This is a genomic window from Pseudomonas frederiksbergensis, assembly GCF_000802155.2.
In the GTDB taxonomy this organism is placed as follows: domain Bacteria; phylum Pseudomonadota; class Gammaproteobacteria; order Pseudomonadales; family Pseudomonadaceae; genus Aquipseudomonas; species Aquipseudomonas frederiksbergensis_A.
Window position 1 is genome coordinate 28677 of the sequence record NZ_JQGJ02000011.1, and the last position, 16883, is coordinate 45559.

The window sequence follows — 16883 nt, forward strand, 5'->3', positions numbered from 1 at the left end:
GCGTCTCCCCGCCCATCCCCAAAATAAGAGCGGCATGGTAACGGATCGAGGGGCTTGGGCTCTACTGAAGGCGATGGATGCGTCAGTGATGTATGGGTAGAGTGGCTAATGATTGCTGTCCCTGTGGCGGGGATAAATCCCCTCGCCACAAAAGCGCTGCTCGGTTTTATTCTTAAAACAGGACAACCTGATGTGCCTGATCGTATTCGCCTGGCGCCCCGGCCACGCCCAGCCGCTGGTCGTGGCGGCCAACCGCGACGAGTTCTATGCACGCCCGACGCTGCCGCTGGCGCAGTGGCCTGACGCGCCGCACGTGCATGCTGGTCGTGACCTGGAAGCGGGCGGCACCTGGCTCGGCGTGGGTGCCGACGGTCGCTTTGCGGCCCTGACCAATATTCGCGACCCCGGTCAACTGCCGGCATTCAAGTCTCGTGGAGAACTGGTGGCGCGGTTCCTGACCGGGAATCTGTCGATTGCCGATTACCTGAGCGAAATCGTGCCGCGTGCCGGGGAGTACGGAGGTTTCAACCTGCTGCTCGGCGATGGCGCCGAATTATGGCATTACAACGCCCGCGATACCCGGCCACAGCAATTGGCCGACGGCGTCTATGGCTTGTCCAACGCTGGGCTGAATACGCCATGGCCCAAGTTGCTCAAGGCCCGGACGGCGCTGGGCGAAGTGCTGGACGATCCGCAGCCCCAGGCATTGTTGGCGCTATTGAATGACCCGCAACCTGCACCGGTGGGTGAGCTGCCGGACACGGGTGTGGGACTGGCGACGGAAATGCTGCTGTCGAGCGTGTTCATCGCCAGCCCTGCCTACGGGACGCGGGCGAGTACCGCGTTGATCGTCCATGCCGATGGGACGCAACAGATGGTCGAGCGCAGTTTCGGGCCCCACGGTGGGCATTTGGGGGAGGTGGAGCTGCTCGTTCAATGCCGACGATAAACCGTGGCGAGGGAGCAAGCTCCCTCGCCAAAGGTGCTCTTGCTTAGAGGGTCTTGCTCGACGCCGGATTGATCATCCGCGCCAACCCAAGGTTCTTCAGCGCCAACTGCAAGGAGCTGTGAATCACCTGCGGATTGTCGATGGTCATCAGTTCCGCCAGCAGCTCCTGGGCCTTGCTGAGGTTGATCTGGCGCAGCATCCATTTCACTTTGGGCAGGTTCGTGGCGTTCATCGACAGGCTGTCGAAGCCCATCGCCATCAGCAGCACCGCGGCCGCCGGGTCGCCGGCCATTTCGCCACAGATGCTCACCGGCTTGCCTTCGGCATGGGCGTCGCGCACCACGTTCTGCAAGGCTTGCAGCACGGCCGGATGGAGATAGTCGTACAGGTCGGCCACCCGTGGGTTGTTGCGGTCCACGGCCAGCAGGTATTGGGTCAGGTCGTTGGAGCCGACTGACAGGAAGTCCACCTGCCGCGCCAATTCCTTGGTCTGGTACACCGCCGCCGGAATTTCGATCATTACCCCTACCGGCGGCATCGGCACGTCGGTGCCCTCATCGCGCACCTCGCCCCAGGCCCGGTGAATCAGGTGCAGGGCCTCTTCCAGCTCATGAGTGCCGGAGATCATCGGCAACAGGATGCGCAGGTTGTTCAGGCCTTCGCTGGCCTTGAGCATTGCACGCGCCTGGACCAGGAAAATCTCTGGATGGTCGAGCGTTACCCGGATCCCGCGCCAGCCAAGGAAGGGGTTGTCTTCCTTGATCGGGAAATAGGACAGGGATTTATCGCCACCGATATCCAGGCTGCGCATGGTCACCGGTTGGGGATGGAACGCAGACAATTGCTCGCGATAGATCGCCAGCTGTTCCTTTTCGCTGGGGAAGCGCTGGTTGATCATGAACGGCACTTCGGTGCGATACAGGCCCACGCCCTCGGCGCCACGTTTCTGCGCCCGGGCCACATCGGCCAGAAGGCCGGTGTTGACCCACAGCGGCATGCGGTGGCCGTCGAGCGTCACGCACGGCAGATCCCTCAGCGCATCGAGGCCCAGGGACAGTTGTTTTTCTTCCTCCACCACGTCGGCGAACTGCTTGCGCAAAACCTCGCTGGGGTTGGTATAGACCTCGCCGTGGTAGCCGTCGACGATCATCTGGATGCCGTCGACCTTGGAATACGGCAGGTCCACCACGCCCATGACCGTCGGGATACCCATGGCCCGGGCCAAAATCGCCACGTGGGAGTTGCCCGAGCCCAGGACCGAGACCAGGCCCGCCAGCTTGCCCTCAGGCACTTCGCCGAGCATCGCCGGGGTCAACTCCTCGCTGACCAGGATGGTGTTGTCGGGATAAACCAGGGTCTGCTGGCGCTCCTGCTGCAAATACGCCAGCAAACGACGGCCAAGGTCCTTGACGTCGGAGGCGCGCTCGCGCAGGTAGGCGTCGTCCATCAATTCGAAACGGTTGACGTGGTCGGTCACCACCTGGCGCAACGCGCCCTGGGCCCATTGGCCGGTCTTGATGACCGTGGTGACTTCGCTGCCCAGGGAGGCATCGTCGAGCATCATCAGGTAGACGTCGAACAGCGCGCGCTCTTCGGGGCGCAGCTGCGTTGCCAGCTTCGCCGAAAGCGCGCGCATATCGGCCCGCACGCCTTCGATGGCGGTCTTGAACAAACCGAGTTCGGCATCGATGTCGGCGATGGCCTTGTCCGGCACCACATCGAGATCGGCAGGCGGCAGCATGACCACCGCGGTGCCCACCGCCGCGCCCGGGGAACCTGGCACGCCGACGAACTTGGCTTCCTGGATGCCCTTGCCCTGGCGGCCGAGGCCGCTGATCGAGCCGGTGGCTTCGGCATGGGCGATGACCCCGGCCAGTTGCGCACTCATGGTGACGAGGAAGGCTTCTTCGCCTTCGTCGAACTGGCGACGCTCTTTCTGCTGGATGACCAATACGCCGACGACGCGGCGATGGTGGATGATCGGCGCGCCAAGGAATGACGCGTAGCGTTCCTCGCCCGTTTCCGCGAAGTAGCGGTAGCGCGGGTGGTCCGCGGCATTTTCCAGGTTCAGGGGTTCTTCGCGCGTGCCGACCAGGCCGACCAGGCCTTCATTGGGAGCCATGCTGACCTTGCCGATGGAGCGCTTGTTCAAGCCCTCGGTGGCCATCAGCACAAAACGGTTGGTCTCGGGGTCAAGCAGGTAGACCGAGCAGACTTGGCTGCCCATGGCCTCTTTGACGCGCAATACAATAATGCCCAACGCCGCCTTGAGATCCTTGGCGGCGTTAACTTCCTGGACGATCTTGCGCAGCGTATTGAGCATGGCTCGGGGTCGAACTCCGTCGTCAGTCGCGCGTCAGCAGGCGCGGGGCAAGCTCTTTGAGGGCGCGTCGGTAAACCTCGCGCTTGAATGTCACCACCTGGCCCAACGGATACCAATAGCTGACCCAGCGCCAGCCATCGAACTCCGGTTTACCGGTCAAATCCATCCGCACCCGCTGTTCGTTGGAGATCAGGCGCAGGAGAAACCATTTCTGTTTCTGGCCGATGCACAGCGGTTGGCTGTGCGTCCTGACCAGGCGTTGCGGCAAACGATAGCGCAACCAGCCTCGGGTGCAGGCGAGTATTTCGACGTCCTCTCGCTCCAGCCCGACTTCTTCATTCAACTCGCGGTACAAAGCTTCTTCCGGCGTCTCCTGGGGGTTGATCCCACCCTGGGGAAACTGCCAGGCGTCTTGATTGATACGGCGTGCCCATAGCACCTGCCCAGCATCATTCGTAAGAATGATCCCCACATTGGGACGGAAACCATCGGGATCGATCACGGCAACAACCTCGCAAACGCATGTCGCCGCATTGTTCCACAAAGGTTGTGAAAGCAGCAACGAGCCTGCCGAGCTTATGTGCACTCTTGTGAAAAGTACGTATTCTGGGCGCCTTTCTTCAGAATTTTCAGCGAGTAACTGCAATGCGGCTGGCTTTATTCGACTTGGACAATACGCTGCTGGGTGGCGACAGCGACCACGCCTGGGGCGATTACCTGTGTGAGCGCGGCTTCCTCGATGCTGTGAGTTACAAGGCGCGCAACGATGAGTTCTATCAGGACTACCTGGCCGGCAAGCTCGACAACGCCGCGTACCTGAACTTTTGCCTGGAAATCCTGGGCCGTACCGAGATGGAAGTCCTGGCTCAATGGCACCTCGATTACATGCGCGACTGCATCGAACCCATCGTCTTGCCCCAAGCGATCGAGCTATTGAAGAAACACCGTGATGCCGGCGACAAGCTCGTGATCATCACGGCCACCAACCGCTTCGTCACCGCCCCGATTGCCGAACGCCTGGGGGTTGAAACCCTGATCGCCACCGAATGCGAGATGATCGATGGGCGCTACAGCGGACGCAGCACCGATATCCCCTGTTTTCGCGAGGGCAAGGTGACCCGGCTGAACCGTTGGCTGGAAGAGACCGGGCATTCGCTCGAAGGCAGCTATTTCTACAGCGACTCGATGAATGACCTGGCGCTGTTGGAAGTGGTGACGCATCCGGTGGCGGTGGATCCGGACCCGAATCTTCGGGCCGAGGCCGAGAGGCGCGGCTGGCCAGTCATCAGTCTGCGCGACTGAGCCTTCGCGCAGGCCCGCCGGGCAAATACCGGTGGGCCGCTTACGCGGGCTTGGCGACCATCAGGTAGAAAATCGCCATGAACGCCAGGAACGCCGGCCAGCCCAGCGCAAACCACCAGCGCATGTAGGTGGCGGCCTTGATCGGGATGGGCGTACCGTCCCGCAAGGCTTGCTCGGCCATTTTGTGTACACGGATCTGTAACCAGACCACCGGCAGCCAACAGGCGCCCGCCAGGCAATAAAGCCCGATACTCCACATCAACCAATTCTGTTGCAACGGCCAGCCGGCGATGTGCATCAGCGCCAGGCCGCTCAGTGGCTGGAATACAGCGGTGGTGGCGGTGAACGCCCAATCGGCGAAGACCAGATGTTTGAAGGTGACCGCAATGACTTCAAGCTTGCCGCTGCGCCAGGCTCGAAGCGCGTAGTAGGCAGACCCCGCGCCCAGGCCGAACAGGATGGTCGAAGACAGGATGTGCAGGGTTTTCAACAGCAGGTAAATGCTCATCGGCGGGGTTCGGTCCAAAGCAGCCATAAAGTCGCGACTATCAACACCAGGTTCTTGGCGACAGCCGCATAAGGGTCGAACCAATAATGGGGCAGGGTAAAGCTGATGCATAGCGTATAGCCGAGCATCAACCCCAGCTGAAGCCGCAATGCCTGGCGTCGCCAACGCTGGAGCAACATGCCCACGCCCAGCGCGCCATCAAGCAGCGCGCCGCTGACGACCGCAAGTTTCGCCCAGGCGCCATGGACGCCGGCTTCGGCCATGATGCGCAACCCCCAGTCGTAGCCGGGGCCGAGACACACCACGGCGGTTCCCAGCCAGATGAACGCCAGCACCGCGAGCATCAACGGGCGGACCGCCCGAAGGCTGCTCTGGGCGACGGTGGGCCACCCGAGCAAGCGGGTCTGGACAGGGGCGGCGCGATACCCGCAGATCGATGCGAGTACCTCGGGGTCGGCAAGGTTGTCCCGTTGTGCCAGCGCTACGCTTTGCCGGTTCAGCGCCCGCCAGCCGAAACAGTCCCCCAATCGGCTGCCCATTTCGGTCAAGAGCGCAGGCGCCTTGATATAGCGTGCAGGCGCCCAACCTTGCGCGGCTCGCAAGTGATCGATGAGCCGGGCGAGCGTCATGGGCTCGGGCCCCACCAATGGCACCACCACTGATTCGGTTGGCCATTGCCGCAGCAGGGCGAGCGCCGCGCCCACCAGATCATCGATGTGCACGGGTTGGATGCGCGCCGTCAGATCCAACAAGGGAATCACTGGCCAAGGCGATAGGCCTTCCATCCAGCCGCTGCTCGCGCCACCTGGTCCCACCACCAATGAGGGCCGCAGCACAACCGAATGGCTGTCGAGGTTGGACAGATATTCATCAGCCAGGCCTTTGCTCGCCAGGAACGGTACGTCGGATTGAGCGCTCGCGCCCAGTGCGGAAATCTGCAGGATGCGAACGCCGTGGCGCGCAGCCTGGTCGAACAGCGCTCGCGTGCCACGATCCTGGACCAGGCTCAGCGCCTGGGCGTCCACGCTGAGGAGGCCTGCCGCGTTGATCACCAGGTCGACGTCCGGAGGGAAGACAAAATGTGTTGGGTCGACCGCCAATACCCCAAGATCCAGCGGCCGCCATTCAACCCCAGGCCAGCTGGGCGGCCCGGGGTCACGGCGGGTGGCGATGATCGAGTGGCCATCGCCATGCAGCGCTCGCAGCAGGTGGCGTCCGATAAAACCGCTGCCTCCCACCAGTAGGATTTTCATGACGCTCCTTGTCGCTTAAATCGGCTTGGCACCCATCAATGCGGCGATGGAGAGGAAGCCGACACCGCCGATGATCGCCAAAGCCAGGGTAAATCTACCGCCGCCACCGTTACCCATGCGCAGACGATTGAGCCGTGCCAGCAGCCATAGGACGCAGAGTGTGGCCACGGTATAGATCACACTGGAGGCCAGCAGCCAGGCTTGCCCCAGCGGCCAGCCCACCAGATGAACCAGCCACCAGCCGGTGAACGGCATGCTCAGCATGCACACCAGCATCGTGGCCCATGCCAGCGGCCAAGGACGCCGCAGCGTGCAGCTCGGTGCCTCGCTGCGTTTGCGCCAGGCCACGGCGGCAAGGCTTGCAGCGCAAGCCAGGAGCAAGACCGTGGCGGCGACATGGATGATTTTCAGGGTCAGCAGAGTTTCCATGGGGTTTCCTTGGACCGACGTCCTTCAGCGTAGCCTTTCAGCCGAGAAACAGCTGATAGGCCGGGTTATCGCTTTCATCCCAGTACGGATATCCGATTTCTTCCAGGGCGGCCGGTACCAGGTGGCGTTCATCGTGGGGCACCTGCAAGCCGGCGACCACACGGCCGTCTGCCGCGCCATGGTTGCGGTAATGGAACATCGAGATATTCCAGCGTCCGCCCAGCTTATTGAGGAAGTTGAACAGCGCCCCCGGACGTTCGGGGAACTCGAAACGCAGCACCACCTCGTCGATGACGTGAGCCGCGTGGCCGCCGACCATGTGGCGAATGTGCAGCTTGGCCAGTTCATTGTCGGTCAGGTCCAGAACCGGGAAGCCCTGCTCGGTCAGGCTGGCAATCAGCTTGCTGCGCGGGTCGTTTTCCGGATGCGTCTGCACGCCGACGAAAATGTGCGCTTCGCTGCCGGTGTTGTAGCGGTAGTTGAATTCGGTGATCTGGCGTTTGCCAATGGCTTCGCAGAAAGCCTTGAAGCTACCCGGCTTCTCGGGGATGGTCACGGCGATGATCGCTTCGCGGCCCTCACCCAACTCGGCGCGCTCAGCCACATGGCGCAAGCGGTCGAAGTTCACGTTGGCGCCGGAATCGATGGCGACCAGCGTCTGGCCGCTGATGCTGCGCGTCTCGACATACTTCTTGATGCCAGCAACACCCAGCGCGCCGGCAGGTTCAGTGATCGAGCGGGTATCGTCGTAGATATCCTTGATAGCTGCGCAGATCTCGTCGGTGCTGACGGTAATCACTTCGTCCACGTAGTGCTTGCAGATATCGAAGGTGTGCTGGCCGATCTGCGCCACGGCAACGCCATCGGCGAACAGCCCGACGGTCGGCAGGACCACGCGTTCACCGGCAGCCATGGCCGCTTGCAGGCAATTGGAATCATCCGGCTCGACACCGATGATCTTGATTTCCGGGCGCAGGTATTTCACGTAGGCCGCGATCCCGGCGATCAGTCCGCCACCGCCCACCGGGACGAATATCGCATCCAGGCGCCCCGGATGCTGGCGCAGGATCTCCATCGCCACGGTGCCCTGCCCGGCGATGGTGTGAGGATCGTCATAAGGATGGATGTAGACGTAGCCTTTTTCGTCGACCAGCTTCAGTGAATAAGCCAGGGCTTCGGGGAACGAATCGCCGTGCAACACCACTTTGCCGCCACGGGAGCGCACGCCTTCGACCTTGATCTCCGGGGTGGTCTTGGGCATGACGATGGTGGCCTTGACCCCCAGCACCTTGGCGGCGAGCGCCAGGCCCTGGGCATGGTTGCCCGCCGAGGCCGTGACCACGCCACGGGCGCGCTCTTCGTCGCTGAGTTGGGTCAGCTTGTTGTAGGCCCCGCGAATCTTGAACGAGAACACCGGCTGCAAGTCTTCACGCTTGAGCCAGACCTCGTTGCCCAGTCGCTCGGAGAGCTGGCGGGCGGTCTGCAGCGGGGTTTCTACGGCAACGTCATAAACGCGCGAGGTGAGGATCTTTTTGACGTACTGTTCAAGCATCGGAAAGCATCACTGAGCGGGTTGGGCAGGGCCAGGGAGTCTAACCCGGCTTTTGGCCGGGCGACCACACGAATCCCGAGGTTTTGTTGGGTTATACTCGCGCCCCTCTTTACTCCTCGCCCGTTTTCGGAGCCCGCATGACCCAGGATCAACTCAAACAGGCCGTGGCCCAGGCCGCTGTCGACCTCATCCTCCCGAAGCTGGATGACAAGAGCATCGTCGGGGTCGGCACCGGCTCTACCGCCAATTGCTTCATCGACGCGTTGGCGCAGCACAAAGGCGCGTTCGATGGCGCGGTCGCCAGTTCCGAAGCAACCGCCGCACGCCTGAAGGGCCACGGCATCCCGGTGTACGAACTCAACACCGTGAGCGACCTGGAGTTTTACATTGATGGCGCCGACGAAAGCGACGCGCACTTGAACCTGATCAAGGGCGGCGGCGCGGCATTGACCCGCGAGAAAATCGTCGCGGCCGTCGCCAAGACCTTCATCTGCATCGCCGATGCCAGCAAGTTGGTGCCGGTGCTCGGCGCGTTCCCGCTGCCAGTGGAAGTCATCCCTATGGCCCGCAGCCACGTTGCCCGCCAATTGGTAAAGCTGGGCGGCGACCCGGTGTATCGCGAAGGTGTGCTGACCGATAACGGCAATATCATCCTGGATGTGCATAACCTGCAGATCACCAACCCGGTGGAACTGGAAAGCCAGATCAACGCCATCGTCGGCGTGGTCACCAATGGCTTGTTCGCGGCTCGTCCGGCGGATGTGCTGTTGCTGGGGACTGCTGAAGGGGTGAAGACCCTGCGGGCCGAATAAGCCCAGCGGTTCTGCAGCGGACCCTGTGGGAGCGAGCAAGCCCGCTTCCACATTCAGGTCTGTGCCAGGTTCAAGGCTGCGGCTTCTTGAATACGTAGAACAGATTCGGCTCGCTCACCACGTACAGGTTGCCGTCGTCATCCATGGCCACGCCTTCCGCCTGCGGTATGGTGTTCTTCAGGCCATGGCGCCCCTTGTTCAGCGACAGCGTGCTCAACGGCCGACCGTCGATATCCAGCTCGATAATCAACCTGGACTCATCGGACAGCGCCAGCAAATGACCGCTGCGCTCGTCGTATTGCAAGCTGGAAAGATCGCGGACAAACAGCCCGGCATCGCGCTTGGGGTTATTGATCACATGGACCGCGTAGGACTTATCCGGATTATGGTGGGGAAAGCCGTGGACTTCATAGATCAGCATCGGATCGCGTTCCTTGGCCACGAACAGGCGCTTGCCAATGGAGTCGTAGGCCAGCCCTTCGAAACCCTTGTTGCTTCGCATATGGACGCCGAGTGTCATTTGCTCAGCCTCGGCCGCATCAAGGAACCGGGTGTCTTCGTCCAGATGGATCTTGATCAGCCGCTGCTGGCGCTCGTCGGTGATGACGTAGATGTTCTCGCTGATGAACTCCACCGCTTCCGGGTCGCCAAATCCGACCAAGGCGATGCGTCGCAGTATTCTGCCATCCAGTGACAGTTCAATCAGCTCGGCATTCTTGTTGGTGACGGTGAACAGGCTTTTGCGAATCGGGTCGTAGGTCAACGCCGAAACGTCTTCGTCCAGGCCTTCTATTACCTGTGCTTCAAGCGTGACCTGATATTGGTCCAGTGAGATTGCCTGGTCATTGATGGGCTGCCAGAGGGTGTTCAGGTTAAACCAGGCGCGTTCGAACAGGCGCAGGTACTGGCCTGTCGCGATTAGCGTAATCAGCACGACTATCAGCAGCAGGAACAATGGTTTAGGGCGGGCAAGTCGACGCATGTGGATAGGCTCGGATTAGAACAGGTGGTTGAAATATCACGACTGCCTGAACTGAAACTTAATGGCCGACTGCCATGCCCTACAATGATTGGTGAATTACCTGACAGCGTTTTCGCTATCGTGATTTCTCGAAGCGATAGAACAGGTTAGGTTCGCTCACCATGTAAAGATTGCCGGCCTCGTCGAGGGCGGCGCCTTCTGCGCGAGGGATCGTGTCTTTCAGTCCGTTGAAGCCGCCGAGCAAGGTCATGAAACTCACCTGTTCACCTTGTTGATCAAGTTCCAGCAGCAAATGAGAATCGGCGGACAACAATACGGTATGACCCGTGCGGGGATCGACGGCCAGGGCCGACAGGTTGCGCAGGTCAAGTTCATCGCTGGCACGGATCTGTTTGTCTCCCTTGAGCAATTGGCTTCCGTCGCTTTTCCAGGTGAACAATGCGGGTGGACGCTCTTCGCCCAGCACCAATTGTCGGTTGCGAGGATCCCATGCGATGCCTTCGAATCCTTTGTTCTGGTTTTTCGACGAGCCCAGGTTGTAGCTAGGGAAGGCGGTGAAGTTCAATTCCCGGGTGTTGGCATCCACTTGAACGATCGATAGCGTGTGCTTTCGCTCATCGGTGATGGCCAGCCTCCCCTTCTCCATGTAGGTCACACCTTCCGGGTTGCTCCAGCCCACCAAAGGGATTTGGCGCAGTACATCGCCCTCCAGGGTCAGCTCCACCAGGAACGGGTTTTTCCCCATCACGGTGAATAAAGTCTTGGTCTGGGGGTTATAGGTCAGGTCGGAGGCTTCATCCTCCTCCATTCCGGGAAGTTCCTTGGCATCAATAACAGCGCGGTATTCAGGGAGCCAAATGCTGCCCTGGCGCAGGCCCTGGCTCTGGAAGCGTTCCGATACCCAAAGCCGGGCGCGGTCGTCCCAATGCATGGCCGACGCCGAGCTGTAGGCAGCAATTGCCGCCAGCAACAGCCAGGCATACCGAGGCAATTTGAAGCGCGCGGGGCGAGCGCTCGAGGGTACGGGCAGGATTTGGGTGTTAGCCATCAGGAAGATATTCCAGAAATTCCGCGAGGGATCGGCAGGCTCAGATGCCGCAATCCCGAGGATTATCCAGATGGCATGTGAAAAAATGGTTAATGGGCTGGTGCTCTGCTATCCAAGGGGAGCGAGCAGGCTTGCTCTCCTTGGATAGCAGGCGTAGCTGTTAGCGAACGCTGCTTTCGAAGCGGCTCGCCCCAGGCAATTCCAGCACCAGCTCATCGCCAACGTTCAGCGGCCCGACGCCCGCCGGGGTGCCGGTGAGAATGACGTCGCCGGCCTGAAGCGAGAAGCAGCCGGCCATGTACTGGATCATCGGCACAATGGGGTTGAGCATCAGGCTGCTATTGCCGTCCTGGCGGACTTCGCCATTGATGGTCAAGCGCACAGGGATGTCGCCCAGGTCGGCAAACGTATCTTTGGAGACAAATGGTGCGATCACTGCCGCACCGTCGAAGGACTTGGCGACTTCCCACGGCAAGCCCTTGGCCTTGAGCTCGGCCTGTTTGTCCCGCAGGGTCAGGTCCAGGGCCGGGGCGAAACCGGAAATGGCGTCCAGCACTTCTTCAACGCTGGGTTTGGTGGACAAAGGCTTGCCGATCAGCACGGCAATCTCCGCCTCGTAGTGCACCGAACCGCGGTCGGCAGGAATGCTGAAGCCGCCTTCCAGCGGCACCACGCAGCTGCCCGGCTTGATGAACAGCAGCGGCTCTGTAGGCACCGGGTTATCCAGTTCCTTGGCGTGCTCGGCGTAGTTGCGGCCGATGCACACCACTTTGCCCACCGGGAAATGAATACGCGTACCGTCGACATACTGGTGCTGATAGCTCATTACCGACTCCTGCCTCTAGATTTCATCAGGTGTTTTTATGGGTCAAACCGCGAAAATCTTGCCCGGGTTCATGATGCCGTTAGGGTCGAACACCGCTTTCACGGCTTTCATGTATTCGATTTCAACCGCAGAACGACTGTACGTCAGGTAGTCACGCTTGGTCATGCCCACGCCGTGTTCGGCGGAAATCGAACCGTTGTACATCTCGACGGTTTCAAAGACCCATTTGTTCACTGTCGCGCATTTGGCGAAGAACTCGTCCTTGCTCAGGTTTTCCGGCTTGAGGATGTTCAGGTGCAGGTTGCCGTCGCCGATGTGGCCAAACCAGACGATCTCGAAATCTGGGTAATGTTCGCCGACGATTGCATCAATTTCCTGCAAGAAGCCTGGCACTTTCGACACGGTTACCGAAATGTCGTTCTTGTACGGCGTCCAGTGGGAGATGGTCTCGGAGATGTACTCACGCAGCTTCCACAGGTTTTGCAACTGGGTTTCGCTCTGGCTCATCACGCCGTCCAGCACCCAGCCTTGTTCGACGCAGTGTTCAAAGGTTTCCAACGCATGGTTGGCGACCTCTTCTGTGGTGGCTTCGAATTCCAGCAGGGCATAGAACGGGCAGTCGGTTTCGAACGGTGCCGGCACATCGCCGCGACCGAGGACCTTGGTCAAGGCTTTGTCAGAGAAAAATTCGAAGGCGGTCAAGTCGAGCTTGCCCTGGAAGGCGTGCAGTACCGGCATGATCGAGTCGAAGTCCGGCGTGCCGAGTACCATCGCGGTAAGATTTTTCGGGGCACGGTCCAGGCGCATGGTGGCTTCGACCACGAAACCGAGGGTGCCCTCGGCGCCGATGAACAATTGCCGCAAATCGTAGCCCGTGGCGTTCTTGATCAGGTCCTTGTTCAGTTCCAGCACGTCGCCCTTGCCGGTGACGACTTTCATGCCCGCGACCCAGTTGCGGGTCATGCCGTAGCGAATGACCTTGATCCCGCCGGCATTGGTGCCGATATTGCCGCCAATCTGGCTGGAGCCGGCCGAAGCGAAGTCCACCGGGTAATACAAGCCGTGCTCTTCTGCCTTGTTCTGCAATTGCTCGGTGACCACGCCCGGCTGGCACACGGCGGTGCGGTCGGTCAGGTTCACGTCGAGAATCTGGTTCATGTAGTCGAATGACACCACGACTTCGCCGTTTGCCGCCACGGCAGCTGCGGAAAGCCCGGTACGCCCGCCCGATGGCACCAGCGCAACCTTGTGCGCATTGGCCCAGCGCACGATGGCCTGGACTTGCTCGGTGGTCTTGGGGAAAACGATGGCGGTCGGCGCGGGCGCGTAATGCTTGGTCCAATCCTTGCCATAAGCATTCAGGGAGTCGGCATCGGTCAGGACCTTGCCAGGCTCAACCAGGGTCTTCAGCTCATCTATCACGGCAGGATTGGTCATCGACAGAACTCTCGAACAATTCATGGTCATCCTGAGAACGCTTCACGTCGCAGGAATGGGTGTTTGCGGGGGGCATATGCTAGCATACCGACCCCGCAGCGTAGTGCCCAAAGGCTGTTCTGCGGCGACGGCTGTCACGCCGGTCGGGCCGGCCCAGGCTGTCCGATTCCCTGCCATTTTTCTCCGGGACACAGGTTTACGCAGATGAGCAAGACTTCTCTCGATAAGAGCAAGATCAAGTTCCTTCTTCTCGAAGGCGTCCACCAATCGGCTGTCGACGTCCTCAAGTCGGCGGGCTACACCAGCATCGAGTACATCACCAGTTCTCTGCCGGAAGCCCAGCTCAAGGAAAAGATCGCCGATGCTCACTTCATCGGTATTCGCTCCCGTACTCAACTGACCGAAGAGATCTTCGACCACGCCAAGAAACTGGTGGCGGTCGGCTGCTTCTGCATCGGCACCAACCAGGTTGACCTCAACGCGGCGCGCGAGCGCGGTATCGCGGTGTTCAACGCACCGTACTCCAACACTCGTTCCGTTGCCGAACTGGTGCTGGCCGAAGCGATCCTGCTGTTGCGCGGCATCCCAGAGAAAAACGCTTCCTGCCACCGGGGCGGCTGGATCAAGAGCGCGGCCAACTCCTTCGAAATCCGCGGCAAGAAGCTGGGTATCGTCGGTTACGGCTCGATCGGTACCCAGCTGTCCGTCCTGGCGGAAGGCCTTGGCATGCAGGTGTTCTTCTATGACACCGTGACCAAGCTGCCGCTGGGCAACGCAACCCAGGTCAACGACCTGCATGAGTTGCTGGGCATGTCCGATATCGTCACCCTGCACGTGCCGGAAACCCCGGCCACCCAGTGGATGATCGGTGAGAAGGAAATCCGCGCCATCAAGAAAGGCGGGATCCTGATCAACGCCGCGCGTGGCACCGTGGTCAAGCTCGACGCCCTGGCCGAAGCGATCAAGGACAAGCACCTGATCGGCGCCGCCATCGACGTGTTCCCGGTGGAGCCACGCTCCAACGACGACATCTTCGAGAGCCCGCTGCGTGGCCTGGACAATGTGATCCTGACCCCGCACATCGGCGGCTCCACCGCTGAAGCCCAGGCCAACATCGGCCTGGAAGTGGCGGAAAAACTGGTCAAGTACAGCGACAATGGTACCTCGGTATCGTCGGTGAACTTCCCGGAAGTGGCCTTGCCGGCCCACCCTGGCAAGCACCGCCTGCTGCACATCCACGAGAACATCCCGGGTGTGATGAGCGAGATCAACAAGGTCTTCGCCGAAAACGGCATCAACATTTCCGGTCAGTTCCTGCAGACCAACGAGAAAGTCGGCTACGTCGTGATCGATGTCGATGCCGAATACTCGGACCTGGCGCAAGAGAAGCTGCAGCACATCAACGGCACCATTCGTTGCCGCGTGTTGTTCTAAGCTGGTCTGGCTTGCAATAAAAAACGGGAGCCCCGAAAAGGGCTCCCGTTTTTTTCGGACACAGTTCCAACCTGTGGTAGCGAGCAAGCTCGCTAATGGGGCCGGCGTTGGATCGCCGTGCTGCGTTACTTCACGTTTACCGTAATCTTTTCGGACACGATCGACGGGTCGAACGGCATATGGCCACTGTCGCCCAGAATCAACTGCAGAGTGTGTTTGCCCGGTGCCAGTTTGATCGTTGCTTCGGTTTGCGCCTTGCCGAAATGCATGTGGTGGGCATCGGTCGGAATCGGCGCGCCTTCGGCCGGTAGATCATCGACGTCGATCAGCAGATGGTGATGGCCAGTGTTTTTTGTCATGTCGCCCGCCGGGGCCAGGGCGATTTCCTTGACGCCGAACTTGACCTTGAACTCTTGGCTGACGGTGGCGCCGTCTTCAGGAGAAACGATGAATACTTCCGCATTTTTGGGCGCCGGGGTTGCTGCTGTTGCCAGCATTGAAGTTCCGAGCAACAAACCGGCCAACGCCGCACGCGACATAAAACTTTTCATTTTTTACTCCACTTTTTCCATAAAACCGTCGAGTCGTGACAACTTCGTGACTAATCGTTGTCGAAGCCTGCAACAACCATAGCAAAGCGAGCCAGAAACGAGCATCGCTTGTATAAATCTAGGAGTGACCATGCGTTTCCTGCCTGGCCTGATCTGCCTGCTACCCCTGTTGAGCCCTATGGCCCATGCGGAACTGATCGATGACGTCAACGACCGTGGCGAGTTGCGAATCGCCGTTGAGGCCAATACCGCGCCGTTCAATTTCAAGGAGGACGGCAAGCTCACCGGTTTCGAAGTGGAACTGGGCGAGATGCTCGCGGGTGAGCTCGATGTCCGCCCTGATTTTGTCGTGACCGATGAGGCTGATCTGCTGTCCGGCGTGGAAAGCGGCAAGTACGACGTCGCCATCAACCACATAGCAATGACCCCGGAACTGGCGGAACGTTTCGACACCAGTGCCACTTATAGCCAACCGGATGCGCAATTGCTGGCGAGCAAGGATGAGGCGCAACGGCCTTTGGTCCTGGCGCAGTCTTTCCAGCCGCAAGAGAAAAAAGGACCGGCTCCGAACCTGGTGATTCCATTCCAGAAGGGCAATCCGGCGTTCAAGGCCAGCTTGGACAATGCGTTGGCGCGGATCAAGGATGATGGGCGACTGGAGCAGTTGTCGCAGAAGTGGTTGGTCAAGCAGGATTGAGATCCGCAATCAAGCGCGAGCTCTGTGGCGAGGGGATAAATCCCCTCGCCACAAGACCTCGGCCTATCCGTTACAGAATGGTTTTCAAGCCTTACGCCACACACTCGCCAACCAAGGCTGCTGCTCCCGCGGCAACCCTGCCGGCCGGTAGTAATGTTCCAGCTCCAGAAATCCCGCTTCCGTGAGCAATGTGCGCCAGGCGTCGAGGTCGTGATACGCGCCGAAGCGCTGGCCGTTCCAGCCTTCCTGGTTTTCGCCCCGGGGGTTTGAGCTGAACAGCACGCCGCCAGGCTTGAGCGTGGCATGCAATTGCTTGAGGACGCGAGGCAGCTCTTGGACCGGAATGTGGAACAGGACGGCGTTGGCGAAGATCCCGTCGAAACGCTCCGCCGGCAGATCCAGTTGCAGGAAATCCTGTTGCCACACCTCGCAGCCGCTGTCCTGGCGGGCCATGCGTGCGAACTCTTCTGAACCGTCGAGGCCTATCGCGACATGGCCCATGGCCGTGAACGTGCGCAGGTCGCGCCCCGGACCGCAGCCGAAATCGAGGATATGCAGCGGCGGCTGGCCTTGGATGTGGCGCAGCAAGGCGTCGATGTTCTGGCTGACGTCATGATCGCGGGTGCCTTCGCGAAAGCTGTCCGCCACGGCGTTGTAATGGCCCAGGGTCGTGGCGGTGATGGTCTGCAGGTCGTCGGCGGTGTGTTTCATGATTGCTGGCTTGGCTGGGAATTGTCAGCCGACTATACCGCAAGCCCGCGGGTCGCTTCGCAGCCAATC

At 60.4% G+C, this 16883-nt stretch carries 17 protein-coding genes; 5 read left to right on the forward strand and 12 right to left on the reverse strand.

Annotation, left to right across the window (positions count from 1 at the left end; translation table 11 throughout):
- Positions 1 to 190: 190 nt before the first annotated feature.
- A complete protein-coding gene (locus tag JZ00_RS19565) occupies positions 191 to 949 on the forward strand; it encodes an NRDE family protein (RefSeq protein ID WP_039592607.1) in 759 nt (252 codons plus the stop codon).
- A 43-nt stretch (positions 950 to 992) separates the two neighbouring features.
- On the opposite strand, the gene ptsP is transcribed toward JZ00_RS19565, so the two are convergent.
- Positions 993 to 3272, reverse strand: coding sequence for a phosphoenolpyruvate--protein phosphotransferase (ptsP, locus tag JZ00_RS19570; protein ID WP_039592608.1), 2280 nt, complete (start codon positions 3270 to 3272; stop codon positions 993 to 995).
- A 22-nt stretch (positions 3273 to 3294) separates the two neighbouring features.
- Entirely contained in the window at positions 3295 to 3774 is a 480-nt protein-coding gene (locus tag JZ00_RS19575) for an RNA pyrophosphohydrolase (RefSeq protein ID WP_003186867.1), read from the reverse strand.
- A 143-nt stretch (positions 3775 to 3917) separates the two neighbouring features.
- Between JZ00_RS19575 and JZ00_RS19580 the strand changes: the two genes are divergently transcribed.
- Entirely contained in the window at positions 3918 to 4574 is a 657-nt protein-coding gene (locus JZ00_RS19580) for a histidinol-phosphatase (RefSeq protein ID WP_039592609.1), read from the forward strand.
- Positions 4575 to 4614: 40 nt separating this feature from the next.
- Here JZ00_RS19580 and JZ00_RS19585 read toward each other — a convergent pair whose 3' ends face one another.
- From JZ00_RS19585 to ilvA, 4 genes are read right to left on the reverse strand one after another with little or no spacing between them, the layout of a single operon-like run.
- Positions 4615 to 5082 (reverse strand): DUF2269 family protein, encoded by a 468-nt coding sequence (locus tag JZ00_RS19585; RefSeq protein WP_039592610.1) that lies wholly within the window; start codon positions 5080 to 5082, stop codon positions 4615 to 4617.
- Positions 5079 to 6335 (reverse strand): SDR family oxidoreductase, encoded by a 1257-nt coding sequence (locus JZ00_RS19590; RefSeq protein WP_039592611.1) that lies wholly within the window; start codon positions 6333 to 6335, stop codon positions 5079 to 5081. The genes JZ00_RS19585 and JZ00_RS19590 overlap by 4 nt, the downstream gene beginning before the upstream one ends.
- A 15-nt stretch (positions 6336 to 6350) precedes the next feature.
- On the reverse strand, positions 6351 to 6764 hold the full coding sequence (locus tag JZ00_RS19595) for a DUF2269 family protein (RefSeq protein WP_039592612.1): 414 nt from the start codon (positions 6762 to 6764) through the stop codon (positions 6351 to 6353).
- 37 nt (positions 6765 to 6801) lie between these two features.
- On the reverse strand, positions 6802 to 8316 hold the full coding sequence (ilvA, locus tag JZ00_RS19600) for a threonine ammonia-lyase, biosynthetic (protein WP_030140526.1): 1515 nt from the start codon (positions 8314 to 8316) through the stop codon (positions 6802 to 6804).
- A gap of 137 nt (positions 8317 to 8453) precedes the next feature.
- On the opposite strand from ilvA, the gene rpiA reads away from it, so the two are divergent.
- Complete coding sequence (gene rpiA / locus JZ00_RS19605) at positions 8454 to 9128, forward strand: ribose-5-phosphate isomerase RpiA (RefSeq protein WP_030140525.1); 675 nt, start codon at positions 8454 to 8456, stop codon at positions 9126 to 9128.
- Between the two features lie 70 nt (positions 9129 to 9198).
- Here rpiA and JZ00_RS19610 read toward each other — a convergent pair whose 3' ends face one another.
- From JZ00_RS19610 to JZ00_RS19625, 4 genes are all read right to left on the reverse strand, one after another.
- Entirely contained in the window at positions 9199 to 10110 is a 912-nt protein-coding gene (locus tag JZ00_RS19610) for an SdiA-regulated domain-containing protein (RefSeq protein ID WP_039592613.1), read from the reverse strand.
- Positions 10111 to 10225: 115 nt separating this feature from the next.
- Positions 10226 to 11158: an SdiA-regulated domain-containing protein gene (locus JZ00_RS19615; RefSeq protein WP_039592614.1), complete on the reverse strand. Its 933-nt coding sequence runs from the start codon at positions 11156 to 11158 to the stop codon at positions 10226 to 10228.
- A gap of 160 nt (positions 11159 to 11318) precedes the next feature.
- A complete protein-coding gene (locus JZ00_RS19620; protein WP_039592615.1) occupies positions 11319 to 11984 on the reverse strand; it encodes a fumarylacetoacetate hydrolase family protein in 666 nt (221 codons plus the stop codon).
- 42 nt (positions 11985 to 12026) lie between these two features.
- On the reverse strand, positions 12027 to 13421 hold the full coding sequence (locus JZ00_RS19625) for an FAD-binding oxidoreductase (protein WP_039592616.1): 1395 nt from the start codon (positions 13419 to 13421) through the stop codon (positions 12027 to 12029).
- Positions 13422 to 13625: 204 nt separating this feature from the next.
- Between JZ00_RS19625 and serA the strand changes: the two genes are divergently transcribed.
- Positions 13626 to 14855, forward strand: coding sequence for a phosphoglycerate dehydrogenase (gene serA, locus JZ00_RS19630; protein WP_039592617.1), 1230 nt, complete (start codon positions 13626 to 13628; stop codon positions 14853 to 14855).
- Positions 14856 to 14980: 125 nt separating this feature from the next.
- On the opposite strand, the gene JZ00_RS19635 is transcribed toward serA, so the two are convergent.
- Complete coding sequence (locus tag JZ00_RS19635; RefSeq protein ID WP_039592618.1) at positions 14981 to 15406, reverse strand: DUF4399 domain-containing protein; 426 nt, start codon at positions 15404 to 15406, stop codon at positions 14981 to 14983.
- Positions 15407 to 15536: 130 nt separating this feature from the next.
- On the opposite strand from JZ00_RS19635, the gene JZ00_RS19640 reads away from it, so the two are divergent.
- Positions 15537 to 16103: a transporter substrate-binding domain-containing protein gene (locus JZ00_RS19640; RefSeq protein ID WP_039592619.1), complete on the forward strand. Its 567-nt coding sequence runs from the start codon at positions 15537 to 15539 to the stop codon at positions 16101 to 16103.
- Positions 16104 to 16187: 84 nt separating this feature from the next.
- Here the strand turns inward: JZ00_RS19640 and JZ00_RS19645 are convergent, their stop codons facing one another.
- Positions 16188 to 16814 (reverse strand): class I SAM-dependent methyltransferase, encoded by a 627-nt coding sequence (locus tag JZ00_RS19645; protein ID WP_039592620.1) that lies wholly within the window; start codon positions 16812 to 16814, stop codon positions 16188 to 16190.
- Positions 16815 to 16883 lie beyond the last annotated feature (69 nt).